Origin of the sequence: Streptomyces sp. R-07 (assembly GCF_049913175.1) — a bacterium.
In the GTDB taxonomy this organism is placed as follows: Bacteria; Actinomycetota; Actinomycetes; order Streptomycetales; family Streptomycetaceae; genus Streptomyces.
This window is the reverse complement of record NZ_CP183978.1, coordinates 2329956-2354512: the sequence shown is the minus strand read 5'-3', so window position 1 is coordinate 2354512 and position 24557 is coordinate 2329956. Positions and strand designations below refer to the sequence as shown.

28 protein-coding genes and 4 pseudogenes are annotated in these 24557 nt (G+C 66.3%); 13 read left to right on the top strand and 19 right to left on the bottom strand.

What is annotated here, in order from left to right; translation table 11 throughout:
• Positions 1-13: 13 nt before the first annotated feature.
• From ACN9M0_RS10630 to ACN9M0_RS10600, 7 genes are all read right to left on the bottom strand, one after another.
• Positions 14-358 carry a SpdD-like protein gene (locus tag ACN9M0_RS10630; protein ID WP_426403503.1) on the bottom strand — a complete coding sequence of 115 codons (345 nt, stop codon included), beginning with the start codon at positions 356-358 and terminating at the stop codon, positions 14-16.
• 11 nt (positions 359-369) lie between these two features.
• Positions 370-528 carry a hypothetical protein gene (locus ACN9M0_RS10625; protein ID WP_107425749.1) on the bottom strand — a complete coding sequence of 53 codons (159 nt, stop codon included), beginning with the start codon at positions 526-528 and terminating at the stop codon, positions 370-372.
• A 19-nt stretch (positions 529-547) separates the two neighbouring features.
• Positions 548-739: a mobile element transfer protein gene (locus ACN9M0_RS10620; RefSeq protein WP_426403502.1), complete on the bottom strand. Its 192-nt coding sequence runs from the start codon at positions 737-739 to the stop codon at positions 548-550.
• Positions 740-751: 12 nt separating this feature from the next.
• Positions 752-1465 carry a DUF2637 domain-containing protein gene (locus ACN9M0_RS10615; protein ID WP_426403501.1) on the bottom strand — a complete coding sequence of 238 codons (714 nt, stop codon included), beginning with the start codon at positions 1463-1465 and terminating at the stop codon, positions 752-754.
• 83 nt (positions 1466-1548) lie between these two features.
• Positions 1549-2904 carry an FtsK/SpoIIIE domain-containing protein gene (locus ACN9M0_RS10610; RefSeq protein ID WP_426403500.1) on the bottom strand — a complete coding sequence of 452 codons (1356 nt, stop codon included), beginning with the start codon at positions 2902-2904 and terminating at the stop codon, positions 1549-1551.
• Positions 2905-2907: 3 nt separating this feature from the next.
• Complete coding sequence (locus tag ACN9M0_RS10605) at positions 2908-3252, bottom strand: hypothetical protein (RefSeq protein ID WP_426403499.1); 345 nt, start codon at positions 3250-3252, stop codon at positions 2908-2910.
• Positions 3253-3390: 138 nt separating this feature from the next.
• A complete protein-coding gene (locus ACN9M0_RS10600) occupies positions 3391-4188 on the bottom strand; it encodes a GntR family transcriptional regulator (RefSeq protein ID WP_426403498.1) in 798 nt (265 codons plus the stop codon).
• Here ACN9M0_RS10600 and ACN9M0_RS10595 point away from each other — a divergent pair, their 5' ends adjacent.
• Both ACN9M0_RS10595 and ACN9M0_RS10590 read left to right on the top strand, forming a co-directional pair.
• Complete coding sequence (locus ACN9M0_RS10595; RefSeq protein WP_426403497.1) at positions 4189-4650, top strand: NUDIX hydrolase; 462 nt, start codon at positions 4189-4191, stop codon at positions 4648-4650.
• A 2104-nt stretch (positions 4651-6754) separates the two neighbouring features.
• Positions 6755-8056 carry a restriction endonuclease gene (locus ACN9M0_RS10590; protein WP_426403496.1) on the top strand — a complete coding sequence of 434 codons (1302 nt, stop codon included), beginning with the start codon at positions 6755-6757 and terminating at the stop codon, positions 8054-8056.
• 343 nt (positions 8057-8399) lie between these two features.
• Here ACN9M0_RS10590 and ACN9M0_RS10585 read toward each other — a convergent pair whose 3' ends face one another.
• Positions 8400-8837 carry a hypothetical protein gene (locus tag ACN9M0_RS10585; protein ID WP_426403495.1) on the bottom strand — a complete coding sequence of 146 codons (438 nt, stop codon included), beginning with the start codon at positions 8835-8837 and terminating at the stop codon, positions 8400-8402.
• 199 nt (positions 8838-9036) lie between these two features.
• Between ACN9M0_RS10585 and ACN9M0_RS10580 the strand changes: the two are divergent.
• Positions 9037-9805, top strand: a pseudogene (locus tag ACN9M0_RS10580) (transposase).
• A 65-nt stretch (positions 9806-9870) separates the two neighbouring features.
• On the opposite strand, the gene ACN9M0_RS10575 reads toward ACN9M0_RS10580, so the two are convergent.
• From ACN9M0_RS10575 to ACN9M0_RS10555, 5 genes are all read right to left on the bottom strand, one after another.
• Positions 9871-12309 carry a restriction endonuclease gene (locus ACN9M0_RS10575; RefSeq protein ID WP_426403494.1) on the bottom strand — a complete coding sequence of 813 codons (2439 nt, stop codon included), beginning with the start codon at positions 12307-12309 and terminating at the stop codon, positions 9871-9873.
• Positions 12310-12660: 351 nt separating this feature from the next.
• Positions 12661-13008, bottom strand: a complete 348-nt coding sequence (locus ACN9M0_RS10570; RefSeq protein WP_426403493.1) for a hypothetical protein — start codon at positions 13006-13008, stop codon at positions 12661-12663.
• Positions 13005-13712, bottom strand: coding sequence for a GntR family transcriptional regulator (locus tag ACN9M0_RS10565; protein WP_426403492.1), 708 nt, complete (start codon positions 13710-13712; stop codon positions 13005-13007). Before ACN9M0_RS10565 ends, ACN9M0_RS10570 begins: the two co-directional genes overlap by 4 nt.
• Complete coding sequence (locus ACN9M0_RS10560; protein ID WP_426403491.1) at positions 13669-13932, bottom strand: hypothetical protein; 264 nt, start codon at positions 13930-13932, stop codon at positions 13669-13671. Before ACN9M0_RS10560 ends, ACN9M0_RS10565 begins: the two co-directional genes overlap by 44 nt.
• A gap of 271 nt (positions 13933-14203) precedes the next feature.
• Positions 14204-14482 (bottom strand): hypothetical protein, encoded by a 279-nt coding sequence (locus ACN9M0_RS10555; protein ID WP_426403490.1) that lies wholly within the window; start codon positions 14480-14482, stop codon positions 14204-14206.
• Positions 14483-14561: 79 nt separating this feature from the next.
• On the opposite strand from ACN9M0_RS10555, the gene ACN9M0_RS10550 reads away from it, so the two are divergent.
• The 3 genes from ACN9M0_RS10550 to ACN9M0_RS10540 all read left to right on the top strand — a co-directional run bounded on the left by ACN9M0_RS10550 (position 14562) and on the right by ACN9M0_RS10540 (position 16679).
• On the top strand, positions 14562-15320 hold the full coding sequence (locus tag ACN9M0_RS10550; protein WP_426403489.1) for a GntR family transcriptional regulator: 759 nt from the start codon (positions 14562-14564) through the stop codon (positions 15318-15320).
• A 13-nt stretch (positions 15321-15333) separates the two neighbouring features.
• On the top strand, positions 15334-15582 hold the full coding sequence (locus ACN9M0_RS10545; protein WP_426403488.1) for a hypothetical protein: 249 nt from the start codon (positions 15334-15336) through the stop codon (positions 15580-15582).
• Positions 15583-16040: 458 nt separating this feature from the next.
• Positions 16041-16679, top strand: a complete 639-nt coding sequence (locus tag ACN9M0_RS10540) for a hypothetical protein (RefSeq protein ID WP_426403487.1) — start codon at positions 16041-16043, stop codon at positions 16677-16679.
• Here ACN9M0_RS10540 and ACN9M0_RS10535 read toward each other — a convergent pair.
• Positions 16657-17034 (bottom strand): annotated as a pseudogene (locus tag ACN9M0_RS10535) (tyrosine-type recombinase/integrase); the annotation flags it as partial. The gene ACN9M0_RS10540 and the pseudogene ACN9M0_RS10535 sit on opposite strands and share 23 nt — an antisense overlap.
• Positions 17035-17064: 30 nt before the next feature.
• Between ACN9M0_RS10535 and ACN9M0_RS10530 the strand changes: the two are divergent.
• A pseudogene (locus ACN9M0_RS10530) lies at positions 17065-17196 on the top strand (GntR family transcriptional regulator); the annotation flags it as partial.
• Here the strand turns inward: ACN9M0_RS10530 and ACN9M0_RS10525 are convergent.
• Positions 17172-17612: a DUF4240 domain-containing protein gene (locus ACN9M0_RS10525; RefSeq protein WP_366038221.1), complete on the bottom strand. Its 441-nt coding sequence runs from the start codon at positions 17610-17612 to the stop codon at positions 17172-17174. The pseudogene ACN9M0_RS10530 and the gene ACN9M0_RS10525 overlap by 25 nt on opposite strands.
• 133 nt (positions 17613-17745) lie before the next feature.
• Positions 17746-18051: a hypothetical protein gene (locus ACN9M0_RS10520; RefSeq protein WP_366038146.1), complete on the bottom strand. Its 306-nt coding sequence runs from the start codon at positions 18049-18051 to the stop codon at positions 17746-17748.
• A gap of 273 nt (positions 18052-18324) precedes the next feature.
• On the opposite strand from ACN9M0_RS10520, the gene ACN9M0_RS10515 reads away from it, so the two are divergent.
• From ACN9M0_RS10515 to ACN9M0_RS10505, 3 genes are all read left to right on the top strand, one after another.
• Entirely contained in the window at positions 18325-18510 is a 186-nt protein-coding gene (locus tag ACN9M0_RS10515) for a hypothetical protein (RefSeq protein ID WP_366038145.1), read from the top strand.
• Between the two features lie 929 nt (positions 18511-19439).
• On the top strand, positions 19440-19979 hold the full coding sequence (locus tag ACN9M0_RS10510; protein WP_366038143.1) for a flavoprotein: 540 nt from the start codon (positions 19440-19442) through the stop codon (positions 19977-19979).
• A 60-nt stretch (positions 19980-20039) separates the two neighbouring features.
• Positions 20040-20573 carry a DUF4231 domain-containing protein gene (locus tag ACN9M0_RS10505; RefSeq protein ID WP_366038142.1) on the top strand — a complete coding sequence of 178 codons (534 nt, stop codon included), beginning with the start codon at positions 20040-20042 and terminating at the stop codon, positions 20571-20573.
• 66 nt (positions 20574-20639) lie between these two features.
• Here the strand turns inward: ACN9M0_RS10505 and ACN9M0_RS10500 are convergent, their stop codons facing one another.
• A complete protein-coding gene (locus ACN9M0_RS10500; RefSeq protein ID WP_366038141.1) occupies positions 20640-21089 on the bottom strand; it encodes a lamin tail domain-containing protein in 450 nt (149 codons plus the stop codon).
• Between the two features lie 126 nt (positions 21090-21215).
• Between ACN9M0_RS10500 and ACN9M0_RS10495 the strand changes: the two are divergent.
• Positions 21216-21809: pseudogene (locus ACN9M0_RS10495) on the top strand (MBL fold metallo-hydrolase); the annotation flags it as partial.
• A gap of 342 nt (positions 21810-22151) precedes the next feature.
• Here the strand turns inward: ACN9M0_RS10495 and ACN9M0_RS10490 are convergent.
• On the bottom strand, positions 22152-22910 hold the full coding sequence (locus ACN9M0_RS10490; RefSeq protein WP_366038140.1) for a GntR family transcriptional regulator: 759 nt from the start codon (positions 22908-22910) through the stop codon (positions 22152-22154).
• Between the two features lie 188 nt (positions 22911-23098).
• Between ACN9M0_RS10490 and ACN9M0_RS10485 the strand changes: the two genes are divergently transcribed.
• On the top strand, positions 23099-23323 hold the full coding sequence (locus ACN9M0_RS10485) for a hypothetical protein (protein WP_366038139.1): 225 nt from the start codon (positions 23099-23101) through the stop codon (positions 23321-23323).
• Between the two features lie 208 nt (positions 23324-23531).
• Positions 23532-23795 (top strand): DUF2277 domain-containing protein, encoded by a 264-nt coding sequence (locus tag ACN9M0_RS10480; protein WP_426403486.1) that lies wholly within the window; start codon positions 23532-23534, stop codon positions 23793-23795.
• Here the strand turns inward: ACN9M0_RS10480 and ACN9M0_RS10475 are convergent.
• Entirely contained in the window at positions 23755-24384 is a 630-nt protein-coding gene (locus tag ACN9M0_RS10475; protein WP_399698433.1) for a DedA family protein, read from the bottom strand. The two genes, ACN9M0_RS10480 and ACN9M0_RS10475, sit on opposite strands and share 41 nt — an antisense overlap.
• Between the last annotated feature and the right edge of the window lie 173 nt (positions 24385-24557).

Here is a 24557-nt window from a genome sequence, read left to right as displayed (position 1 = left end):
CCCGGGGGCCCGACTAACGGCGCCGCTGCTGGCCGTTGAGGAGCGAGCGCAGGACGACGGCGCACACGGCGACCGAGGCGGCGCTGATGGCGACGGCGAGGAGCATGGAGACCAGGACCGTGCCGACGACGAGGACGGCTCCGACGCCGCCGGCGACGACGACGGCCAAGCCAGCCGGGGTGAGGCGCACGGCGGAGGACGGCGCCGGGACCGGAGCAGGGGCCGGGGCGTGGTGGTGGTTGCAGGCCACGGCGTCGGCGGTGTGGTGGGGTGCGATGTCGGCGGTGACGGTCGGCTGGACGAGTGGGGTGACGATGCCGGTCGGAAGCGGGTTGACCGGGATGCGCGGCTGGAACATGACGGTTCTCCCTACTTGCTGATCGTGGTGTCGATGAGCGGGGCGAGGACGCTGTCGGCGAGGAGGTAGCCGCCGAGGAGGATCACGGCGACGAGCCACCAGGGCGGGCGGATGAGCTTGATGCCGAGGCCGCCGACGACGATCAGGGCGAGCCAGAGCGGGACGTCCATGACGCAGATCTCCTTGGGGTCAGCGGGGCTTGCAGCGGTGCGTGCGGGCGGCGAGCTGGGCGGCCGAGGAACTGGAGTACTCGGCGGACCAGCCGCAGCCGTCGGCCGTGCACACGGCGGCGTACTTGGTGCGGCCGTTGCGGTCGCGGCGGGTGCCGATCTGCACTGGACCGATCCGCATCACGGAGTGGAAGTGGTCGCGAGGGGCCATGAGGGCCTCCCTTCAGGCGAGCTGGGCGGCAATGGCGTTGGCCATCAGGGGCGGGACGCCGAGGCGGGCGCGGAGGGTGTCGGCGTCGATCGGGTAGCCGGTGCGGGCGCGGTAGTCGTCGGCGATCTTCCGGGCGTGAGCGACGAGTGCTGGCGGTACGGCCACGGGTGCGGGTGCGGGTGCGGGTGCGGGTGCGGGTTCCGGGACCGGCTCCGGTTCCGGAGAGGGGAGAGCCGGGGCGGCGGCGATCTCGGGCTCCGGCTCGACCACGTCATCCCGCTCGATGACCGCTTCCACGGCCGAGGGTTGCCCGGCGTCCGTGTCGGGTTCGGCAGGCTGGGCGACCGCCGGATGTCCAGGGGAGTGGACAAGAAGGGTCCCGCCGAGGAACGCGAGGGCAGGCCAACCCGCGACGAGGATGCGCAGCCAGGCAGGGACGTGGCCGAGGTCGAGGAGACCGGCGGTGGCGACGTTCGCACCGAGCGACGCGGCCAGGGCGACCATGAACCACGTCCAGGCGGAGCGGGCAGGTTCACCGGCGGCCCGCGAGGTCCGCAGCCGGTGCCAGGCGGCGACGAGCAGGAGATCCACGGAGACCGGGTAGGCCCAGGCCTTCCAACCGGACTGTCCGGCAGCCGCAGCCAGGTCGTGGAGGTGAGCGAAGGACAGGGCGCCGGCGATCACGGCTTGTACGAGGACGGCGTCCGGTCGGCGGATGGGACGCATCGGAGGGTCCTCCTTCCGGTTTCGGGCATGGGCGGGGTAGGGACCTGGCGTGAAGGGGTCACGCCGCCGTGGAGCGAGGGGATTCAGGCGATCGCGGGAGCCGTGACGGTCGAGGGCGCCGCGGCTTTGCCCAGGGGCGGCAGGACGGGCCGGAAGGCGTCCAGTGCGGGGAGCTCGGGCGTGCGGTGGGCGTGGGAGTTCGCGATGTTCACGGCCCGCCGGAGCGTGAGGTGGGGAGTGCGGATGCGGACCCACCCACCGGAGGAGTCGCCGGCGACGGCGGTGCCGGGCCGGTCGGTGCGGATCTGGACCGTGGCGAGGACGGCGTCCGGGGCGACGTCCCCGAAGGCCATGTTGGCGCTGGTCTCGTCGTTGACGCGGTGGGCGGTCCGGCCGGTGAGCTGGGCGCGAAGCATCGTGATGCCTTTACCGAGCTCGGAGCCGAAGCGCTGCCCGCAGATCTCCAGGTAGATGCCGGCGGCGCGGCCGAGCTGGGAGAGCCGGACGAGGGAGGTGATGATCCGATCCCGCCGCTTCTCCTCCTCCTTCGTGGCGAAGAGGGCGAGTTCGGCGACCTCATCGACCAAGAGCACGATCGGCGTCGGTCGCAGGTGATCGGGCAGGTCCCAGATGTCGGCGGTGATCTCCGTATCCGGCAGGTCTGCACTCAACCTCTGCTCGCGGCGGATCAGTTGATAGACGTCCTCCATGTGCTCGACGAGCGCGTCGAGGAGGTCGGCGGCGGCGTCAGGGTTGTCGGCCAGGGCGGTGAACCGTCGTGCGAGCGGGGCGAGTTCGACTCCTTGCTTGCAGTCGATCCCAACGAGGGCGACATCCAGCGCGGCGAGCGCGGCAACGAGGTTGCGCTGATAGACGGACTTCCCGGACTGGGTGGCACCGACGTTCAGCGCGTGCGGGGTCTGGCGATAGTCGCGGTAGTAGACCTTTCCGTCTTCCCGCATGGCGACCGGAACGCGCATCACCCCGCCACGGGCAGCCGCGGGCATGTGAACCCGCTTGAGGACGTCGTACCCGGTCATCCGAAGCTCGACGACGCCCGAGCGGACCTCCCGGGCGGTGACGTTCTGCATGACGAACGAGTGCCGGAGCCGGTCCGAGGCGGCGGAGAAGTCGAACGCGTCCTGACCGGGGCGGAGCTTCACCCGAAGTACGAGCCCGGTACGCGTCGGCCGCAGCCGCAGGATCCGGGGCGCCCGCGAGTCGGGGATGGGCCGGCCGGTCACCCGGGCCAGCGCCAGGCGCCAGCGCGAGGGCGGGACGGTCAGCCCACACGCGTCCATGACCGACGCGTACCGGGCGAGGATCCGCACCACGGCGAAGACGACACCGAAGCTCATCCAGTACCAGGCCGGACGCTGCCACCGCAGCAGCAGCGCGACCGTGGCGACCAGGGCGAGGGTGACCGTTAAGGCGGTCATGGGTCAGCTGACCTTCGCGGTGGCGAGCGAGGTGACGGCGACGGCGCGGAAGCTGATGCCGTGGCGCTTCTGGCCGTTGAACTCGTTCTCCCAGGGCCGGGCGACGACGCCGGTCAGGGCGACCGGTGTGCCCATGGCCAGCTCCTCGGAGATGCCGGTCTTGGGCACGGTCAGGTTGAGGATCTCGGCGTTCCCGTCCATGACGAACATGACGTCGACGGTCATCAGCGGGGCACCGGTGTCCCGGTCGGTGGCGATCTCGCCGGTCTGCCGGTTCGCGATCTTCGGGGCCGGGGGCTGGGCCACCATCACCATCGCGGCGGACGTGTCGACGGGGATCTGACGCACAGTGGATCACTCCTCTATAGAGGTTGGACTCCTTCACTCCTGTATAGGAGTGACATGGAGAAGAGTGCACCACTCCTGTACATGAGTCAACCCGCCACGGAAAGAAACCGCAGCGGGTTGAGGGGAGTTGAGCGCGCGTCAGTCGGTCGCGGGGATCCGGTACTGGAAGACGAACTGGTCAGCGGCCATGAGCGTGTCGCAGACCTCCACGACGCGGCCCTTCGTGGTCACCGCGTCCCGCACCAGCTGAATCACGGGGGCGCCAGGACTCAGAGCCAACTCGGACGCCTCCGTCTTCGCGGCCGGCCGAGCCTGAAGGGTCTCCACGAACTCGGCGAAGGTGTGGCCGTGATCTTCGAGGCGGGCGTAGATGCCACCGGGGCCGGGGTTCTCGGCGAACAGCTCGGGGATGTCCTTCACCACGTCCCACGGCAGGTACGACGAGGCGGTCTCGACGGGAGTCCCGTTCCGGAAGTACAGACGCCGCCGCGCGAGCACCTGAGTCCCCACGTCGACACCGAGCCGCTCGGCGATGTCCGCAGGCGCTTCCATAGGCCCGATGTAGAGGACGCTCACCTTCGCGGTGGCGCCGGACTGCTCGGACTCGGCGAGGTAGGCAGCCTTACCGCCCCGCCGGTGAGAAGCGCGGAACCGATCCGAAGACCGAAGCCGTACGGGAGGCCGGTCCTTCACGATCGAGCCCTTGCCGTGCCGGGTCTCGACGAGCCCACTGGCCCGTACTTCCACCATGGCCTTACGAATGGTCCCGCCGGCGACCCCGTACCGCTCGACGAGCTCGGACTCACTGGGCACCATGTCGCCGGCTTTCAGAACGCCGGACCGGATCTGCTGGACGATCTCGTCCGCGATCTGCACGTACCGAGGTACGGCCCTGCCAGCTCCTGCTGGAGTTCCCACAGTCCTACCCACTCTCATATGCTCCTGTACATGAGTAACGGGAGCGCGGGAACAAAGTCAACGCCACTGCACTCGGTGTCCGTGGCCGGAGCGGTAGTGCGCGAAGACGGCCGCCTCCTGGCCATCCGCCGAGCGGACAATGGCACATGGGAGCTCCCGGGCGGAGTCCTCGAACTCACCGAGGCCCCGGAAGCGGGCGTCGCCCGCGAGGTCCTGGAGGAGACCGGCATCCACGTCGAGGTGGACGAACTGACGGGCGTCTACAAGAACACCACCCGCGGCATCGTCGCCCTGGTTTTCCGCTGCAAGCCCTCAGGCGGCACCGAACGAACCTCGGACGAGTCCACGGCGGTCGACTGGCTGACGCCGACCGAGGTCGAGGAACGCATGGCCGAGGTCTACGCGATCCGCCTCCTGGACGCCCTGGACGGAAACGGCCCCCACGTCCGAAGCCACGACGGCCGCCAACTGATCGGATGACTCGCGAGGAAGCGATTCTCCTCATAAAGCGCCTCATGAACGCAGAGGCCTCCGAGGACGAGTCCTCCGAGATCCTGGCAGCCCTCGAACGGGGCTTGGCCTGCCCGCACATCAGCGACTACATCTTCTGAGACCCAGACCCCGAGCTGACTCCCGAGAAGGTGGTCGACAGGGCCATGACCTACAAGCCGATCGCCCTCTGAGGCCAGCGCGGTAAGACTTTCTCTACTTCATCAAGGCACCCGCCGCGCGCGGCGCGGCGCGCGCGGCCCGTCGCCCGGGCCGCCGCTCCTGTCTCCGCCCCGCTCCGGCCCAGCCGCCGTCCGCACGCCTACGGCTCGGGTTGATAAGGATGAAACGCGCCGGCCTGACAGCTGCTCAGCCCACGTCAAAACGATGCCTCCGGCGGGGGCGCTCCGGCTCCGGGATGGCGGGGGCTCCGTGGGCGGGTGCCGGCCGTGGGGTGTTGCGGTGGGGAACTCCCATCCCGTCTGCCATCGATCCAGGACAAGCCGAGCAGACACGGGCCCTGGCGTCCAGGTCGTTCGTACAGTGGCGCGCTCCACCTGGACGCCAGGGCCCGTGCCCGCTCCACATACGTGTGGGTCGACGGCAGACGGGATGGGAGCCAGGGAGAATAGTGGCAGGAGCGGGCGATCAGGTAACCGGCTCCCTCAACTTTACGACTATCGCCCCATAAGAGTCCACAGTGCACGCGTAACCCTATTTCCTTTTTCCGCAGGCGGGGGGGCGGAAACTGGTGCGGATCCCGGCGGCAAGATAGTCACACTCCCAATATAGGAATAAGCAAGAACCTCAACCGTGACCTTTTTGGCGAGCCCATACTCGAGGACAATACGGTCAGTCTCGCGGAAAGGGGCACCACCCTCCGGCGGCTCAATGACGATTTCAGCAGACGCTCGCCCAGGCAGATAAAACGGAAGTGGACTATCGAGCCCCCAGCCAGTGTAGCCACTAATTCTGCGAAGACTGAAATCGGGACCATGGCGCACGTCAATCCGCCTGATCATGCCGGGGGCCCCGCCATCATTTGATACCCGGACGGCAATCTTCATGATGGAGCCGTCGATATCACCTCTTTGCGCAATCGCAATAGCGTCGGGCTTGAACTGCGTGTTCTTCACCTGGATGCGAGCAAGGAAAAACCCGGCGACCCCGATGACAGCTGTAGTGCAAAACTGGGCGACAGTAAGGGCCGCATTCGATGACGCAGTAGTGTGGGGGCCAGGCTGCGGCGATGGCGTGACGGCAGCGGCGAGATCAGAAAGCAACGCAAGGCTACTGATCATTATGGACCGGACACCAGCAGATCGAGCAGTCGAAGCCGTGCACAATAACACTCTGACACTTACATTCTGGGCACCACTGCTTGCATTTAGCATCCTTGCCGCAGGGAACTGTCGGGCAGTGTTGAGTGAAGTCAATAGATGCACTCCGGACCCGAAGACTGTCCCCCTTAGTCACCCCCCTGAGAATTAGTCGCCCCCAGAGGCCTGCCAGGTTCGTGAAGAGTTGCAGGTTTGATGCTTCTCCCCCGTCGTCAGGAACAAGGAGGGTGCATTCGCCAATCGGAATTCCTGTGGTCCAAACCTGTTGCGCGACATCAAGATCTCCAGCGGGAAACTTCGGGAGCTTCGCAAGCAGATCCTTCCACTCGCGAGTTGACTGAATCGGAAGGAATGACTCGCCAATCTCCACGTGCTTGCGGAAAACATCTGGGATCCCGTCCAGAACCTCCGCGTGCTCCAGATCCGAGAGCATCACTCGGTCAGACCCATTTGCCACCTTTCGGATTCGCTCCAGCGTGGAATCTGAGACAGCTCGCAACAGGTTCACTCTTCCTCCGTGCCTCCATAGGCGGGATGGAATCATCATGGACGTGGTGCACTGTGCCTGCCCGCCAATGTGGCCCAACCGAGGTAGCTCAGGTGCCATCGAGCGCCACCGGCTGACACTCCTATGTAAGTTCGAGAGCTAGCGCCGAGGACCGCTGCCACAGCAGTAGCGGCCTAGCCCGCGTGTCAGTGCCACCAGCTACTGTCACCGAAGATCGTCGGTCAGGCGCTGCGATAGGGGGACACACATGGGTGGTCAGTTGCGTGTTGGTCAGGTGTATCGCTATGCCACCGGCAAGGATCCTGACCCAGCGGTGCTGGGTGGGTATCCCAACTTCCACCATGTGACTCACTCGCCCAAGCTCCCGCGAGCCCTGCTGGAGGCCGGGATCAACGGCATGGCGAAGGTACGCGCTCCGGCAGGGGACAGGCGGCCAGTGATTCTCATCAGGTCGAGCCCCTGGAAGGCCGGCACCGAGCAAACGCCTTGGCACGACGTGTTCGACATGGACAACGGGCACGTCCGCTACTTCGGTGACCACAAGGCCACCACCACAGTCGAGCCCGGTAAGACCAACGGCAACGCGGCTCTGCTCTACGCCTTCACCGGGCATCAGGGGCACACTCCGGAGGAGCGAGCTGGCGCCGTCCCGTTGCTGCTGTTCCGCGCGGTTTCGCGTAGCGGAAAGGTCAAGGGGCACGTCGAATTCTGCGGGTTGGGCGTCATCGAGCGGGCAGAGCGGCTGGTGCAGTGGGGTGGCAGCGAGCACACGACGTTCACGAACTACGTGTACGACATCGCTCTCATCGATCTCACGGACGAGGACGACAAGGTCTCCTGGGAGTGGATCGACGCTCGTAGGAACAAGTCCGTGAGCGACGCGGCAACGCTCGAACTCGCACCGCGGTCTTGGCGCGAGTGGGTCAAGCACGGCAACTCGGCACTGCCCAGGATCCGGCGACGCGTTGCTCGTGCCAAGGTGACCAAGGTGCCCAATCAGCGACCTGCTCCGGGCACCCCGGAGGGCAAGGATCTGGAGCTGATCTACAAGTACTTCGACGGACGCAAGCACGATTTCGAGGCCGTCGCCTCCGCGGTCGCATCGCGTGTACTGCGCGGCGCTGGCAACAGCTACGTCGAAGGGTGGCTCACCCGACGATCCGGCGACGGAGGCGCAGACTTCGTTGGGCGACTCGACATCGGCAGCGGATTGGCCGGCACCAGTCTCGTCGTCCTCGGACAGGCGAAATGCGTCAAGCTCGATAATCTCGTGACCGCCGAGCAGATCGCTCGCGTCGTCGCCAGGCTTCGGCGCGGCTGGATCGGTGTCTACGTCACGACCGGCGCCTATTCCGTGCCCGCACAGACCGAGATGGTGGAAGACCAGTACCCGATCGTCCTCATCAACGGGATGGACCTGGCTCGGGAGCTCAGAAGCATGGCCCGGGATGACCACGGCGGAGACCTCGAAGCCTGCATCGAGCACATACTGACCGTGCGAGAGACCGCGGTCACGAACCGGCGCCCCGAAGAGATCTTGTTGGAGTAGCCCGCCTGTGCGGCACGTGGCCTATTCGTGGACGGCGGAGGCATACCGATGCGCTCACGCACCTCTGACCAGCGGTAATGGATAGGACGCACAGAGCCTCCGGAGCCGTGTGCGCAGGTTCGAATCCTGCCGGGGGCACTCCAGCTCGGACAGCGTGATCAAGCCGCTGACCAGCAAGAGTGCCAAACACAGAGACCTGGACTCAGTCCCACTGAGTCCAGGTCTCTGTCGTTGTGTGTCGCTGATCGCGAGTGACTTTTCCTGTCACTCGCCACCCCAAACCGCCGGCTCGGTGATGCTCTCGGCATACCTCCGCCCGCAGATGACTTTCTGCCTAGAGAAACTACGCTGCGCGGAGATGACGGGGGCTTGTCTCAAGCTGGGCCGCTTGAGCCGCCGCGAGCTTTTGAAGTTCCCGGTGCATCGCAGACGATACGGGTGCATCCGGGTGCCAGTAAGGGTTCCGGAGCCCCTTCAAGACGGATTCCATGGCGCTGGTCAGCTCGGCGTCGGCTGCCACTGTTGCAAGATCGACACGCAACACTTCAGGGCGGTAGATGACGTAAGAGCACCACTCGTCGGGCCAGCTAGGGCGCTTCGGATAGCACTCCAGTCCACGACGACGAACCAGCTCGAAGACCCGATGCAAGCGCTCCATACGGAGCCGGTCTTTACACTCAAGCCTCTTGATCCGGCGGTTGTTGATCAGTGCAACACCATTCGTCAAATCGACCGCTTGCTCGATCGCGTCGAGGGTGCTTGGGCATACGTGGATCGGCAAGGCGGCCTCCCTTAAGTGGACTTAGGTGGAGGCAGGATCTCTGCTCTGCCGGACCTTCGGTGCCGAAAAGTGCGTTCCGGGTACAGATATAGATTGAGTGTGATACGGGGCGCGTGCGGAGCCTGCAAGATTTGGAGGCTCCGCTGTATCTCCTAAGGGTTGTCCCGCAACCGCTGCTCACGAGTGAGACGATCTCGCGGTGCCTGGTGTGATCACGGCGCCGGAGCCGTCTTGGATAGGCCCGTTCACAGAGCTCAGCTCGCGCCAACTCCTCAAGCTGGCCACCGTGCTGCGGTGCAAGGAGGCCGACACGGTCCGCCGGGCCGGCCATGGGGTCTGCCCTTGGAAGACCAGCTGTTGTTGGTTTCATCCTACTGACGCACGAACTTGACAATGGACCAGCTCGCCCCGTTGTTCGGTGCATCCAAGTCGGCCGCGGACCACATCATCAACCATCTGGGGCTGCTGCTCGCGCTCCAGCCTCGACAACGTTTCGCAAAGGACGCTGCGCTCATTGTGGACGGCACCTTGGTGCCCACCCTCGACCACTCGGCGCCGAGCAGTCGAAGAACTATCGGTACTCCACCAACCACCAGGTCGTCATCGACGCCGACACCCGGCACGTCGTCGTGGTCTGCCGGCCGCTCGCCAGAAACCGCAACGACCGCAAGGCGTGGGAGGAGTCCGGCTCCAAGGCCGCCATGGGCAACGCCGTCACGAGCGCCGACGGCGGCTACCCGGGCACCGGACTTGTCATCCCACGCCTCCGCCAGCACAGCCAAGCCGAACTCCCGGACTGGGAAGGGGAGTACAACAAGTCCCACAAGCAGGTCCGCGCCCGAGTTGAGCACGTCTTCGCCCGCATGAAGACCTGGAAGATCCTCCGCGACTGCCGCCTCAAGGGTGACGGTGTCCACCACGCCATGCTCGGCATCACACGGATGCACAACCTCGCTCCCGCTGGATAGGCAGGCGAGCCGCACGGCGACCAACCACGCTTGACACGGCCAGAAGATCATTTACGGGACAGACCTTAGATCAGCGTTCGGAAAAGATCATCGATCGGATCGCTGGGCTCCTCAAAAGATCGCGGATCCCCCCCGTCGCGCTCTTCCCTTTCACGCTCACTGGGGTCCGATTCACCCAACTCCTCGTCGCCGAAATCTAGATCCTGAGCTACTTCATCTTGAAGCATGAACAGTCGGTCAGCGAGGACGACTGGCTCAATCGCTTCATTAAGTTCGAAGTCAGCTAGCGCCTCCTGAAGCAAGGAGAGTGAGTTTTCGCATTCCGCAACGTCATTGACTCTTCCGGCCTCCATCAAGTCCCACTCCAACGCAAATGATGCAAATTTCTGCCGAAGATTCGCCTCGCTTCGCCTAGACCAGCGTGACGACTTGATATCGAACCCCCTAAAGACATAAAGGGCCGACTGGAAGTGCCCAGGATTTTCGAGGATATCCAGCAACCTAGCCGCTGCAGCATCACGGACTGCAACTACTGGATCCTGCACACTTTCATACCTGGACAAATGTCGCATGAGTGGGAATTCGCGCTCTACAAGACCTGAGTCGATTTGACCGAGGCGATCGGCCAGCATCTGTACGATGCCAACCAAGGATTCCTCCCCAAGGAGGCTTCGACCGTATTTATGGTCAAGGATAAGCATGACAAGGTGTCGATCCCTGACGGATACCTCACGTCGAGTTGAAACTCCGTAGTGCTGAGCACTGTCCACCCAGGTACAAGATTCCGCAGACCCAAGTCGAGTCAATGCATCCATCAAAACCCTCTGATGGCCAGGAGCGAGGCGAGGAAATTGCCGCCCTCGCGGCGCAGCACCAAAGAAAGCGTCTAACACAGACCTAAGGATTTGATTTCGGGGAGCCTCACCGAGTTCCCAGAGAGCAAGCGTCTCCGCTTGCTCAAAGAAGATACAACCCCGCGCCATCTGATCAATCTCATCAGGGTGGGATGATAGGTATGACGAGACATAATCAACAAAGGAAGGGTTGGCCAGCTGAATCAGCGCAGCGCGGTTCCCAGGATGAAACCCGTTCGTTTGATCATCGAGAGCCGCATTTGCAGAGATCTGAATAAATGTGCCTTCCAGCTTCTTGAGTAGCAGCCGAAATCTATGCAGGTCCGTGCATCGACCTCCAGTAACACCCTCGTACGAGTTTAGCGCGCGGTGCAGGTCTCTGAGTTCGACTCTAGTACGGATGGTGGCCAGGACCAGCAGCAGGCTCCTCTCCGCCACAGAGAGCTGGCTTTCAAAAATGCGCTCCCATAGCTCACGTGGATCGTCAAGCGCATCCAGCACGTACTCAAAGAAATATTCTTCGCCAACTCCAGAATCTTCAAAGTTTTTCGTGACAAGCTCGATGATTCGGGGATTGAAGTTGGCGTGCCGGATAACGTCCATATACCTCCTCTCCCGCAAGATGGACTCACGCGCGACATCAGAGAGTTTTGCGAAGTGAATATGATTGTAGAAGATTTCCGCCTTTTGCTTAGCCGTGTAGTGGGAGAGGTTCAGAACCATCTTCCCGTTGGTCAGCGCTCGCGAACTCTGCAGGCGTTCGTGAACCTGCTGGGCCTGCTGGAGAATGTACTCACGCGTGGTCATGATCAGGATCTTGTCATCCACGTCGCGAATGCGTTCGATCAGGCCTACCAGTCTACTGTCTTCATTTTTATTCAGGCTGTCGAGTAGCGAATTCTGACCCAGGAAGTCGTCATACAGAAACGCCTGCCTAACTCCCGGCTTCCACACCTTCTCAATATCCGCCACGTCACTGGAAGCAGAATGAACTTCCCATCCGTGCGATAGAAATTTAACGAGAAGCGTCTCGGCGAGAGTCGTTTTACCGATTCCCGGCTCTCCGGAGATCACGCAAACATGGTGCTCGTCCAGCATCTTCAACGACTGCGGGTAAGCGTCGCTGTGAACATAAAGCCTGCGCCGCTTGACGATCCGGTCGACAAGTCCCGAGCTCCGCCGGTGCAGATCAGAGTGGAGTAGATGCTCCAAGACGGCACTCGAAGTAATCCACAGCTTAAAATTATTGATCTCCACGTGAGGGTGCAACCTCAAGAAATTGTCAAGGTCATCCACACCCCAAATGTCGTCGACTTCCAGTCGCACCCCGGTAAACATAGTCGCAATTTCTTGCTTATTCTGGCGCGTCAGCGAAGCCGAAGTGGCCAAAATGTAACGACAGGGGAATCGGTCGCCGATCTTCTTGGCCTCGGCTTCGAGCTGTCCCCTGATCTGCGCAAAAGTCTTCCCCGGCGAATGCTTGCATTGGGCAACGAGAGTTTCCTCGCCGTTTCGATGAAGGCGGATATCGACTCCACCATCTCGGCCTGGCGGAAACGTCTCCATGCACACCCCATGGTGTGCCTGAAGGAGGTCCCTGACCAAGATTTCGAAATCGTGGGGAGAGAGATCGCTGTAGTTGCGCGCCATGCAGTCAGTATCTCCATGCGGCCTCGGTACCGGAGCATACTTTGCAGAAGATCCTTCCCCGACCAGCGGCCACGAGAGCGCTCACGACTCGCCGACTCACCGTGATGCCAGCGCAGGCAGGCAGCTACAGCAGACTTGCGCTTCCCCTGCAATCCCCGGACCAAGTACTCGACGGGCTGTCGCTCAGACACAGTTGACTCCTGCGAGTGATCCGCGAGCGAGCATGGCCTCGAACCGGAACTCGCGCAGGTCAGAGGGCCTTCTGAGTAGAACCGAGTATGCCCTCCAGAGCCGTGTGCACGAAGCCCCGGGCTTTGGCCCGGGGCTTCGTGTCGTTGTGGCGCGCGGCTGTTAGCCGAAGGCGCCTGCCGACAGGTGGGGGACCTCGTTACTGTCTCCGTGGTCGGAGGCGCCCAGCGTCAAGAGGCGGTGGCCGCGGCTTGCGGCTACGCGGAGTGCGTCTCGCAGGGCGCCGGTGAGGTCTGATGCCACGAGACGGAGTTCTTCCAGGGTCGACGACTCGTCGGCGAGTACCTCTTGGGCGTGCTCCAGGAGCTCGGCGGCGACGTCGAGTTGGGCGGCTTCGGTGCGGTCGGCCAGACGGGACAAGGGGCCGCCGGCGGTGTCGGTGCTCAGGAAGCAGGGCTTGCCGTCGGGGCCCGACCATGGGAGGAGTCGGAGCTCGTTGTGGGGCGTCATCCTTCGGCCCTTCTGCCTTCGGGCGTGTGGTGGGTGGTGAAGACGGCTTCCGCGCGGTCGCCGGGGAGGGCCAGGAGCGCGGCCTCGACGACGCGGCCGGCGGTGTCGGTCGCTACGCGGGTGATCGCCAGAACGGCGAGGGTTGGGCTGATTCGGAGGGTTGCCGCTTCCACTGGAGTGGGGAGGCGAGCGCAGACCCTCTCCTCAACCTCGGCCAGTGGCGTCGCCACGGTTGTGGGCCAAGTCGACTCGTCGGGTATGACAGCTGGCGCCAGATCGCGAGGGATGTAGACGCGGGACAGGCTGTGTGGCGAGGTTCCGTCGTGACTCAAGCACTGGAATTCGGTGAGGGGACTGCCAGCCGGCACCCGCAGCAAGACGGACAGGTGGCCGCGCGCCCGGATTTTGGTGGTGCGGACGCTGATCTGCAGGTCCGGAGTCGGCAGTGTCGGGCCGCCGCCGGGGTACGTGATCCTGCGAAGAGGGGGACGAACGAAGTTGCCCTTGCCGTGGATCTTTTCGACAAAGCCTTCGGCCTGGAGGAGTGCGAGGGCGCTCCGTAGGGTCGGCGTGCTGACCGCGTAGCGGGCGGCGAGTTGAGCTTCGGAGGGGAGACGGTCGCCGGCCTTAATGCGGCCGGTCGAGATCTGGGCCCTGAGGTCATCGGCGATGACGTGACGGCGAGAGGCCACGGAGCTGATCACCAACTCTCTGCATCCTCAGGGCGATGAGCCGGGTTCGGGAGTGCATGGTCAGCAGTTCGCCAGACTCGAAGAGGAGGCGCTTTGCACCGCCCGGAAGTTGGATGAGGTTGGCCACGCGGCACGGTTGGCCGCCGATCTGGATGATGTCGCCCCGCTGGACGTTGGTCGAGGTGATCTCGACGCTGGAGGCCAGCGCGCCGCTCGGCGTCCAGCTCCTCATGGGGTTGCCTCCTTCGGCGCTTCCCGGCCGGCCGCCGGGTGGCAGGGGCAGTCACACGCCTCGTAGATCACGGGGACGCCGACCGGCGCCAGGGACGGCGAGGACTGCGCGCACTCGTGGTGCGTGCCGATCCGACACGAGCTCGATCGGTAGGGGGCGGCTTTCGCGCGCATCAGTAGACCTCCGGCGGCACAAGGTGCGGCGGCCCTAAGGGGCGCACTCTGGTGCGCCCAACTGCGCAGCAGATACGGTTCAACACGCTGATCAGCTCCTATCGCTGATGGCCAGGTCCCCGGACATCGCCCGTCGCGGGGGCCGTTCTGTGTACGGCGGCCCATAAGGTGCGGCCGTTCAAGCTGCTGGCTTGGAGCCCGAATCGATCGGCCTCCGCCACCACTTCCAAGGCCTCCCGCCATGTTTCGGCGGGGAGCGATTCCGGCACCTCCGCTTCGATCCACGTGTGACGGGCGTGCTCCTCCACGCGCGTGGTAAGTCCGAGGGCGGACAACCTGGCGGCGATGTCCTCCGCGCTTGCTGCCGAAGCGGGCACAGGAGAGCCTCCGTCGCCAAGGGATCACTTTGCGTGAAGCTAGTTAACTAGATTAGGGCTAGTGGACTAGATTTTCCATATGCCTGAGCAGCAGCCGCCGTATCTCCGCATCGCTGACGAACTCCGGCGGAGGATCGCGGAGCGCGAGTGGGAGCCCGGAGACCGGCTCCCCTCGCGTGCCCAGATCGGCCAGGAGTGCGGCGTCGGCGAGAACGTCGTCCGTCGGGCGCAGGAGCTGCTGATCTCCCAAGGGGTGCTGGAGGGGCGGGCGGGATCCGGAACGTACGTCGCGGAGCCTCGTCAGCGTGTGCGCGTGGTTCGCTCGTCGGCACGCGAGCAGGGTGGCGGTTCGCCGTTCCGGGCCGACATGAGGGCCTTGGGTAAGCAGGGGGACTGGGAGAGCCGGACCGAGGCCAAGGTTCCGGCGCCGGCGGAGATCGCTGCTCGGCTCGGCATCGTCGAGGGCGACCTGTGCGTCCGCACGGTGTACGAGTTCCTCGCCGACGGTCGGCCCGCGCAGTTGTCGACGAGCTGGGAGCCGTACGACCTCACTGGCGGAACTCTCGTCGTCCTTCCCGAGGGCGGGCCACACGCCGGGGTCGGCGTCGTGAACCGGATGGCTGAGATCGGCGTCACCGTCAGCCATGCCGTCGAGCAGCCGGAGCCGCGGCAGGCTACTGCCGAGGAGGCGTCTCTTCTCGGGATTCAGAAAGCCTCGCTCGTCACCCACATCCGGCGGACGTACTACAGCGACGAAGGGCGGCCCGTTGAGACGGCGGACATCGTCGTCCCCGCCACTCTGTGCGAGATCGTCTACGAGATTCCGATCAGCCGTTAGCTGGGGGGGCGACATGCACAACGAACGGCACGACGAGCCGCTGTCTGATGAGGAGCTGGAGCTCTTCATTCAGTACCTGCATCGGTTCGCGAACCACGACGTGGACATCTGCGCCAGGATGGAAGCTGGGTATCCCGAGTTCCCCGTCTACGTGGTGTTCGGCAGGGACTACCCCCCGATCGGGGAAGCCTCGGACTACCACCGTCCGTTCGCTGGCCGCCGGCGGCCGACATCCACAACTGGTATCAACGATGCTGGATGACAGCAGTCCACCCTGGCTCCGCACGTACCCCGCCAGCCCGTCCAACTCCACGACACCCCGACCGAACGGCGCATGTCGCGCTCCGCTACGGGGAGCTTGCTGACGATGTCGTGAGCGAGCGGGTTGAGCTCTGAGCACGCGTGCCAGATGCGTGCCAGATCGAGCGGTCAACCGCGGTCACTGGAGGTTTGCTACGGCGTCCACAGCTTGTGACAGCCGTCGCCGCGCACAGAGGGGCTGAGCTGCCATGACGGGTCAGCTGCGGGCGCCAGGCTTACAAAGCAGATGTCGGCGGTTCGAAACCGTCCGCGCCCACCAGGGAAAAGGCCCCCAGCCGATCATGGCTGGGGGCCTTTGACATCCAGATCTGACATCAACGCCCACGGTCACTTGGGGTCTGGGCCTTGTCCGGCCGATCATGACGAACGCCAGGGTTGCGATTTCGTCGAGGGGGCTCGGTGGAGGACGTTTTCGACACGACCGGGAGACCGCCGAAGGGCTGGATGCACGCGATCTTCCATGGTGGCCCGTACGGAGAGGACGTGGGCCGCTGCATCCCCGGTCCTCCCGCGCCGGAAATCTTCACGGTGCCGCTGGCCGAGGGCGGTGTCCACACGTACCGCCTGTGGACGGTGGGCTCGTGGTCCGATCCGGAAGACCCCATAGCCGTCTACAACCCTGACGGACCTCCCGTACCGCCGCCTCCATTGACTGCCCAGGAGAAGAAGTGGCTTCGGGAGGGGCGGCAACGGGATGGGCTCGAGCCGGTCAGGCTTGACGCAGTGGTCACCGGCGGACGGACGGCGTGGGACCCGGATGTCCCCACCATCGAAGCGATGCTTGCCGGGCTGCGGCACAGGGAGTACCTCCTTCTCCAGCGGCTGACCGCCCACGATGAGGGCGACTGGTACCTCCAAGTCCTGCTCGATGAGGACGACACCTACGAGGTGGTTCATCAAGCGGGCACGGCCGCGGAGCGCGAGGGGACGCGGTCAGATTCCCAGGCCGCAGTCCGTGATGCCGTCCTCCGCTGGGCAGCCGATCAGCCGAGCTGGCGATCTGTACTTGAAGGACCTAAGACCGGGGACGACTCCTGAGCAGCCGATCCATGTGACTCACGGCCTCGCGCTGCGTGTCCTGGACGACGTGGGTGTAGACGTTCATCGTCACGGCGATCTGACTGTGCCCGAGGATCTCCATCACGACCCGGGGCGGGACGCCGGCGGTGGTGAGGAGTGTCGCCGTACCGTGCCGGGCGTCGTGGAGCCGGACGACGCGGAGGTCGGCGTTCTTCGCGACACGGGTGAACGAGCGGTAGAGGTTGCGCGGCTCGATGGGCTGCCCGGTGCGGGTGGTGAAGACGTACCCGGTCTCCGTCCACTTCTCCCCGGCGCGCTCGCGGGCAGCGCCCTGCTTGAGACGCTGCCACCGCAAGGGCGCGACGCAGATCGAGGTCCTTCGTCACGCCTGGCGCGGCTCCGGCAGAAGGCCGCGCTCGTCACCCACATCCGGCGGACGTACTACAGCGACGAAGGGCGTCCTGTTGAGGCGGCTGACATCGTCGTGCCCGCCGCCCTGTGCGAGATCGTCTACGAAGTCCCCATCAAGCGGTAGCTCGCCTCAGTCCCGCAGGTGCGACCAGCCGTCCCGGTTGGAGAAGCTCTCGAAGCAGTACCGGGTCGCGCGGTCCACTCCTCTCCGGTGGCCAGTTCGTATGCCTGTTCCGGCACGTTCAGCAGCCATTCGCCGTCGTACTCGGTGGAGGTGTACGGGGAGAACTTGTCGACGTCGAGGAGGACGCTCTCCCACACGGCCTGTCCCGCGGCCACGACGGCGCATCGTGCGTACAGGAACACGTCGGACGACTGGGGGAAGGGGTTGTCATCCCGTGCCGTCACGTCGATGACCGGTAGGCTGCCGAACTTCTCCTGGTCCAGGCGGTAGAGCTCCTCAGCGAGACGCTGGCAGTTCGCGTAGGTGGCCTCACCGTTCAGGGTGGCTGTCAGCGCCCAGAAGTCGGCCCATGTCATTCTCACGGGCGCAGGATGTCAGGGCGGTCTGACATTCACGCCGCCGGATCACCAGGGAGCGCCCCGCCAACTCGTATCAGATCGTCTACGGGATTCCGATCAGCAGAGCCGCAGCCCTCTGCGGGATCCTCCATCAACCAGCAGCAGAGTTAAGTGGCAGGTCCATGGGATCGGTCGTGATGGTTCCCGTCCACCAGCCTGGTTCGTCGCTTGCCTCCCAGGAGATCGTCAGCGGTCGGCCGGCCAGGTTCTGGGCCTTGCCATGTGCGGCTGTCTGGGCCTCGCCGGGTTCGCTGCCGGCGCTGGGCTGGGCGAGGTAGCCGTCGACGATGGCGCCAGAGAAGTACATGGCATAGCGCCACACGTCAGGCGTGCGGTACAGGACGAACGACTTCGGTGCCCCGAGTCTGTCCCACCAGTGCTTTCGTCCACTTTTCATGACCGGCACGGTAGCGGCGGCGGCCCAAGAGCCGCCGGTGTGTTTCAGCTCGGGTATCGTCCGGCCCAGCTGCAATCCCGGTGCTGCAAAGACGGGCGATCGAGCAACGGATGACCGGGAGTTCCCGTTGCTTGCGCCCGTACCAGCCGAAGGCCCAGGCGTGCCTGATGGACGTTGCGAGGTGCCGTCATGGACTCAGAACGAAGGTCCCGGATAGCCGGCGTGGCTGAGGCAGCGTGGCCTGTCTGGGCCGAGAGCTGTGACGCTGCGATCTTGCAGGAGTTCTTGAAGCAGCGCGGCTGTGACGGGATGGACGCCGTCATGGTCACTATGCAGGTCGTCGGTTGTGGGCTCTCCGAAGCGCAGGAGATGTTCTTCGCCGCGCCTTGCCGTGCGGCCGAGCTCCGATTCCATAACGCCGTAATCGACGGCTTGGAGCGGTCCCAGGACGATGCCTGAAATGCAGCGTGCCTCGGGTACCTGACATTATCCACGGCCGACATCAACGGCAGTGGATGGCGGCGAACGTACTCGGTACCCACGCCTGGGACCCCGCGATCGAACTTACAACGCAGATGTGGGCGGTTCGGAACCGTCCGTGCCCAGCAGTGCGAAGGCCCCCAGTCGATCTCGACTGGGGGCTTTTGGCATTCCCTTGCGGTCGAGGGGGGCGATCGGTCATCACCGGGGCGGTGTATGCGGACGCGGCCTGGCCGTCGTTGTCGGGGGACGGTGCGTTCCGTTGGGCGGTCAGGAGGGGAGGGTGACGATCTGCCAGGCGATCATGCCTGTGGCTCCGGTGGTCGCGGCGATGTCGATCGGCAGGTCAGCGGGGGCGTTCATGATGCGTCGGCCCGCGGGTGCTCCGTCGCACGGCAGGGGCTCAGGCGGCTCTTTCGCGATGACGACCTTCACCGTCCCTGTGCCTACGCACGCCACGGAGACCCTGTAGCTCTTGCCCTTTTTGAGCGGGGAGCGACTGTGAACGCCGTCCCCGACCCGCTCCAGGCCGGATTCCACGAATTCCGGGTCGTCCGGCGAGACCGTCTCCAGAGCGGCCTTGGCGCGCTTGCCCTGGTCCTCCTCGTTCTCCCCCGGGAGTGACCGCGTTCCCGTCGGGCTCTTCGTCGGCGATTCCGGCGGAGTGCCTGACGGTGTCGTGCAGCCGGTCGCCAGGGCGGTTAAGAGTGCGAGGGTCGCCGTTGCGGTCAGTGGCTTGCGCAGTGCCGTCACGAGCTCGTCTTTCAGTAGGGCCGTCCGGCCTTCGAGGTGGGCGGCTTCGCGGTTTCGTACCTGCAGGACTGATGGTGGGGCCACCCGTTCGCTCCATCCAACCAGTACGCGGCTCCTCGTCGATCATGGTGGGGTGGGTGTGGTCGGATGAGGGGATGAGCACCCTGTACTTGTTCGCAAGCGCCGCCGAGCCCGTCTTCGACATCGCCCGTGTCATCGAGGACGCGCAGGCCGACGGATGGGACGTCTGTCTCGGGCTCACCCCCACTGCGGCCCGTTGGCTCGCCGGGTCGCTCGATGGGCTTGCCGTGCTCACCGGGCATCCCGTGCGCTGGGACTACCGGCTCCCCGGTGAGCCGGCCGTGTGGCCGGAGGCCTCGGCGATCCTTGTCGCGCCGGCCACGTTCAACACCGTCAATCAGTGGGCGCTCGGGATCGCCGACAAGTTCGTCGTCGGTGTCGTCGCCGAGGGGATCGGGAAGGGCATCCCGATGGTGGCCATGCCGTGCGTGAACGCCGCCTATGCCCAGCACCCGCAGTTCGAGCGGTCCGTGGAGACCCTCCGCGGTGCCGGGGTGTCCGTGTTGTACGGGGAGGGTGGCGTCGTACCGCACGAGCCGGGGCGCGGCGATCCGGCGGCGTACCCGTGGCGGATGGCCCTCGATGCCGTGCGCGAGCGGGTGGCGGCCGGCTGAGGAGCCTCAGGTGTCTCCGGCGAGTTGACGGGAACCTGCCGGGGCCGGTGTACTCCGGACATGGCTGAGGTGGGGGACGCGCCCGAAGCAGGGGTGCAGGGCGGCGAGATGACGCCGCAGCGGTACATCGAGACCAGGCTCGCGCAGTACCAGGGGTGGTACGACGCCAAGGCGACCCGGATGAAGGCGATGCATCTGCGGATGCGGACCGTGTCCGTCGTCGGCGGGGCGCTCGTGCCGGTGTTCGTGAATCTGGACCTGGCGTTCGCGCGCGTCACCGCCACGGTGCTGAGCGTCGTGGTCGTCGCCGCCGTGTCGCTGGAGAGCGTCTACCGGTACCGCGAGCAGTGGAAGAACTACCGGTCGACGGAGCAGCTGCTCGGGCACGAGCGGGTCTACTTCGAGACCAAGGTCGGGCCGTACCACAACCTGGCCAGGCGCGAGGCGTTCTCCGTCCTCGTCGCCCGCGTCGAGAAGGCCATCGCCAACGAGAACTCCGCGACCCTGAACGTCATGACCCTCGGCGGGCAGGTCAACTCCGATGTGCAGCAGCATGGGATTCCCGCTGCTCGGCAGGAGCCCGAGGGGGGTTGAGGGGGGCGTAGGGCAGCTGCGGGCCTCGGGGATTCCGGGCCCGCTGCCGTCAGACCTCCTGTCGGGTCAGCACCACTTGTAGTCGACCCGCGTCGAGTTGTACGAGCACCAGTCCACGCTCGTGCCGTTCGACCTGCGCAGCGTCGCCGTGTCCCTGTCGTTGTTCCAGACGTACGCCGCACGGTTCTGGTACACGTTCGCGGCCGTGTTCGTGCCGCGGCCCGTGCGGACCGTCACGATCTTGCCCTTGCCGAGCGTGTAGTTGCCGAAGGTGTACTTGTGGTTGGCCGCGTCCGTCAGCGTCCAGCCCCGCAGGTTCACCGCCGCGCCGGTCGTGTTGCGTATCTGGACGTACTCGCCGTTCAGGCTGGTGTTGGACCGGTTGTCCGTGCCCGGGCTGTCGTAGTAGATCTTGTACAGGTGGACCGAGCCGGCTGCCTGCGCCGGCGAAGGCAGCAGCAGGATGCCGGAGGCGGCGGCCGCGGTCACGGCCGCGAGCGTGCGTACGCGAAGCATGAATGTCCCTCAGTTCTCTGCCGGACGCCCGCCGATGGGGTCCGGCGAGCACACAGGATATGCATGTTCTTCACTTTCTCTGCACAAGTTCCGGCCAGTCTCGGTCGGCCGTCCTAGACTCGGCGCATGACCGGCGACTCGCTGCGGATCACCGTCCTCGGGTCCGCCACCCCCTTCCCCCGGCCGGGCAACGCCTGCTCCGGCTACCTCGTCGAGGGCGGCGGCGTCCGCCTGTGGGTGGACGCCGGGACCGGCACCCTCGCCGAGCTCCAGCGGTACGTGTCCCTCGGCGAGGTCGACGCCGTGTGGATCTCCCATCTGCACGCCGACCACAGCGCCGATCTGCTCACCGCCTTCTACGCGTTGCTCTATGCGGGACTCGATCTCCCGCTGCCCGTCCCGCTCTTCGGCCCGCCAGGCATCGCCGACCGGCTCGCCGCCTTCCTCACCAACGGACCCGACCGCAGCCCCGTCGAAAGGGCCTTCGCCGTCGAGGAGTTGTACGACCGGCATGTCGCCCGCATCGGCGGGCTCACCCTCCGCTCGCGCGCGGTCGACCACGGCGGCCTGCCCGCCTTCGCCCTGCGCGTGGAGGACGAGGAGGGGTGCTCGCTCGTCTACTCCGGGGACTGCGAGCCCTGCCCCTCGCTCGTCGAACTCGCCCTCGACTGCGATCTGTTCCTCTGCGAGGCCGATGGCTGCGTGCCCGGGCACCATTCGGCGGCGCAGGCCGGACGGAGCGCCGCCGATGCCCGCGTCGGCCGTCTCGTCGTGACCCATGTCGGGGCGGGGTCCTCCCCGGCGGACGCCGTCGCCCAGGCCGCCGCGGAGTTCCCCGGAGTCGTCGTCCACGCCGATCCCGGGCTGCGGTTCGAGGCCGAGGTGGGGGGGGCGGGTCCGGGGGCGGGGACGTGGCTGGGGCCGGGGATGTGGCCGCAGGTGAGGCCGGGGGTGTGGCTGGGGCCGGGGGTGTGGCCGCAGGTGAGGCCGGGGGTGTGGCCGGGGCCGGGGGTGTGGCCAGAGGTGAGGCCGGGGGTGTGGTCGGGGGCGCCGCCGGGGTTCTCACGCGTCGAAGTCGTACTCCAGGACGTACGACGACGAGTCCAGCGTCATCTCGTTGAGCTCCACCGCCATCCCCGGCCCCGTGAACGCCGTGCGTCCGATGAGGACCACCGGCGTCCCGAACTCCAGGGAGAGCCGGTCCGACTCGTCCGCCGTCGGCATCCGGCAGCGGATCTCCTCCCGGAAGCGCACCGGCCGGTGCCCCAGCTCCGTGAGCCGGGCGTAGGTGCCGCCCGGGCCCGTGTCCGGCTCGGTGATCGGCGTGCCCCGTACCAGCTCCGCCGAGAGGTACGAGACCGACAGAAGCACCGGCTTGGCGTCCAGTACGAAACGGCGGCTCCGGACACAGACGGGCGCCCCCGGTGCCAGGTTCAGCGCCCCCGCGACCCGGTCGCCGGCCTCCGTCTCGCCCACCTCGATCTGGTCCACGACCAGCTCCCGGTCCTCGACGTCCGCCGACCAGACCGAGCGCCCGCTGCCCCACTGCTCGCCGGCCAGGCGCGGGATGCCCCGGCGGCGCAGCGGACGGAAGACCCGGACGAAGACCCCGGCGCCCTTGCGCGCCTCGGCGAGCCCCTCCGTACGCAGCACGGAGAGGGCCTGGCGGGCCGTCATGCGGGCCACGTCGTACGTCGTCATGAGGTCGTTCTCGCCGGGGAGCCGGTCGCCCGGCGCGAAGGCGCCCGACTGGATCGCGGTTCTCAACTCGTCGGCGATGCGCTGGTACTTGGGCCGACGAGCGCTGTCCTGGTCAGTCACGGGTGGACCACTCCCTTCACTTGCGGGACACCCTACGGCGCACTCCGCGGCCCGAGGGCACACCCGTGCGCCGTCCCGCCCGGTCGATCCATCCATCGGGGGACATCTCTAGAGATACGTTGACAGGGCGGGGTCACCGCGCTTCCCTGAGTGTCCCCAGGCTTCAGGAATCGGGACGGAGGGGATGCGTGCAGCCACTGCCCGAGGTCGGTGACCTCGTCCGCGACACCGCCACCGGGCGGGTCGGTTTCTATGTGGAGAGCGTCTCCGGGCGCTTCCTGATCCGCGCCGTCCACGGTGGCACCGAGTGGGAGGCCGAACCCGTCGACGTCCAGCCCGCCACACCCCTGCACGAGCTGCGCGCCCGCACCGCCGAGATCAACGCACGGAGCCGACGCGGCCTCGGTGGGTGAGCAGGCGTTCCCTCTCCTCGGGGGGGCAGGCGTTCCCTCCCCTCGGGGGGTGAGCAGGCGTTCCCTCTCCTCGGGGGGGCAGGCGTTCCCTCCCCTCGGGGGGTGAGCAGGCGTTCCCTCCCCTCGGGGGGAACAGGCGTGCCCTCACCTCGGCGGGTGAGATGCTCGCCCTTCGGCGGTTGTCAGTGGGCCGCGCCACACTGGAGGCATGTGCCGCAGCATCAAGACCCTCCGCCCGCCCGCGCTGCCCGATGAGGCGACCGAGGACGACATCCGCGCCGCCGCCCTGCAGTACGTCCGCAAGGTCTCCGGCTTCCGCGTCCCCGCCGCCCACAACCGCGAGGTCTTCGAGCGCGCCGTGGACGAGATCGCCGACGCGACCGCGAGACTCCTCGACGGCCTTGAGGTGCGCGGCGCGCACCCCGCTCCCGTCAGGACGCGGGTGCGGGAGCCGCAGCCGGACGCCGTATGAGGTACGCGGCGAGCCCGCCCGCGAGGAAGAGCGCGAGGGTCGACACCCCCGCGCTGAACCAGGTCGCGCCCAGCCACTGACCGCCCAGCCAGCCGAGCCCCACGCTGTACGAGGCCCAGGTCACGCCCGCGAGCGCCGACCACGGCAGGAACTCCTCGGCCCGCCGCTTCGCCGCGCCCGCGCCCAGTGAGACCACGGAGCGGCCGGCCGGGGCGAAGCGCGCCAGCACCACGAGCAGCCCGCCGCCCCGGGCGAGCGCGGTGCCGAGACGTTCCTGCGCCAGTGAGAGGCGACGTGAGCGGGCGATCGCCCGGTCCAGCCTGGCCCCTCCCCGCAGGGCCAGTCGGTACGCGAGGAAGTCGCCGAGCACCGAGGCGGTGGCGGCGCAGAGGAGCAGGGGGAGGAGCGACGGCACGCCGGTCGAGGCCCCCGTGGCCGTGGCCGCCGCCGTGGCGGCGGTGATCACCAGGAAGCCGCTCGGCAGCACGGGCAGGAAGACGTCGAGCAGGATCGACGTCGCCACCACCGGGTAGATCCACGGGCCGGCGGTGAGCGACCGCAGCGAGCCCAGGCTGTCGAGCAGATTCACAGGGCCAGAGCCTACGCGGGGGCGGGGGGCCCGCCGCCGGTGGGTGCCGGGAGGCGGCTGCCGCGCGTCCGGGGTCGTCACCGGGCGCGGTACACGAGAAGGGCCGGAAACCGTGCTGCGGTCTCCGGCCCCCTCCGGTAGCAGGCACCTCCGGTTGCCGGTTGCCGGTTGTT

What these genes read in the sequence shown, in the direction of transcription:
- ACN9M0_RS10630 (WP_426403503.1), bottom strand. Translation starts at nt 358, where the DNA reads ATGTTCCAGCCGCGCATCCCGGTCAACCCGCTTCCGACCGGCATCGTC.
- ACN9M0_RS10625 (WP_107425749.1), bottom strand. Translation starts at nt 528, where the DNA reads ATGGACGTCCCGCTCTGGCTCGCCCTGATCGTCGTCGGCGGCCTCGGC.
- ACN9M0_RS10620 (WP_426403502.1), bottom strand. Translation starts at nt 739, where the DNA reads ATGGCCCCTCGCGACCACTTCCACTCCGTGATGCGGATCGGTCCAGTG.
- ACN9M0_RS10615 (WP_426403501.1), bottom strand. Translation starts at nt 1,465, where the DNA reads ATGCGTCCCATCCGCCGACCGGACGCCGTCCTCGTACAAGCCGTGATC.
- ACN9M0_RS10610 (WP_426403500.1), bottom strand. Translation starts at nt 2,904, where the DNA reads ATGACCGCCTTAACGGTCACCCTCGCCCTGGTCGCCACGGTCGCGCTG.
- ACN9M0_RS10600 (WP_426403498.1), bottom strand. Translation starts at nt 4,188, where the DNA reads ATGAGAGTGGGTAGGACTGTGGGAACTCCAGCAGGAGCTGGCAGGGCC.
- ACN9M0_RS10595 (WP_426403497.1), top strand. Translation starts at nt 4,189, where the DNA reads ATGCTCCTGTACATGAGTAACGGGAGCGCGGGAACAAAGTCAACGCCA.
- ACN9M0_RS10590 (WP_426403496.1), top strand. Translation starts at nt 6,755, where the DNA reads ATGGGTGGTCAGTTGCGTGTTGGTCAGGTGTATCGCTATGCCACCGGC.
- ACN9M0_RS10575 (WP_426403494.1), bottom strand. Translation starts at nt 12,309, where the DNA reads ATGGCGCGCAACTACAGCGATCTCTCTCCCCACGATTTCGAAATCTTG.
- ACN9M0_RS10570 (WP_426403493.1), bottom strand. Translation starts at nt 13,008, where the DNA reads ATGACGCCCCACAACGAGCTCCGACTCCTCCCATGGTCGGGCCCCGAC.
- ACN9M0_RS10560 (WP_426403491.1), bottom strand. Translation starts at nt 13,932, where the DNA reads ATGAGGAGCTGGACGCCGAGCGGCGCGCTGGCCTCCAGCGTCGAGATC.
- ACN9M0_RS10550 (WP_426403489.1), top strand. Translation starts at nt 14,562, where the DNA reads ATGCCTGAGCAGCAGCCGCCGTATCTCCGCATCGCTGACGAACTCCGG.
- ACN9M0_RS10545 (WP_426403488.1), top strand. Translation starts at nt 15,334, where the DNA reads ATGCACAACGAACGGCACGACGAGCCGCTGTCTGATGAGGAGCTGGAG.
- ACN9M0_RS10525 (WP_366038221.1), bottom strand. Translation starts at nt 17,612, where the DNA reads ATGACATGGGCCGACTTCTGGGCGCTGACAGCCACCCTGAACGGTGAG.
- ACN9M0_RS10520 (WP_366038146.1), bottom strand. Translation starts at nt 18,051, where the DNA reads ATGAAAAGTGGACGAAAGCACTGGTGGGACAGACTCGGGGCACCGAAG.
- ACN9M0_RS10510 (WP_366038143.1), top strand. Translation starts at nt 19,440, where the DNA reads ATGAGCACCCTGTACTTGTTCGCAAGCGCCGCCGAGCCCGTCTTCGAC.
- ACN9M0_RS10505 (WP_366038142.1), top strand. Translation starts at nt 20,040, where the DNA reads ATGGCTGAGGTGGGGGACGCGCCCGAAGCAGGGGTGCAGGGCGGCGAG.
- ACN9M0_RS10500 (WP_366038141.1), bottom strand. Translation starts at nt 21,089, where the DNA reads ATGCTTCGCGTACGCACGCTCGCGGCCGTGACCGCGGCCGCCGCCTCC.
- ACN9M0_RS10480 (WP_426403486.1), top strand. Translation starts at nt 23,532, where the DNA reads ATGTGCCGCAGCATCAAGACCCTCCGCCCGCCCGCGCTGCCCGATGAG.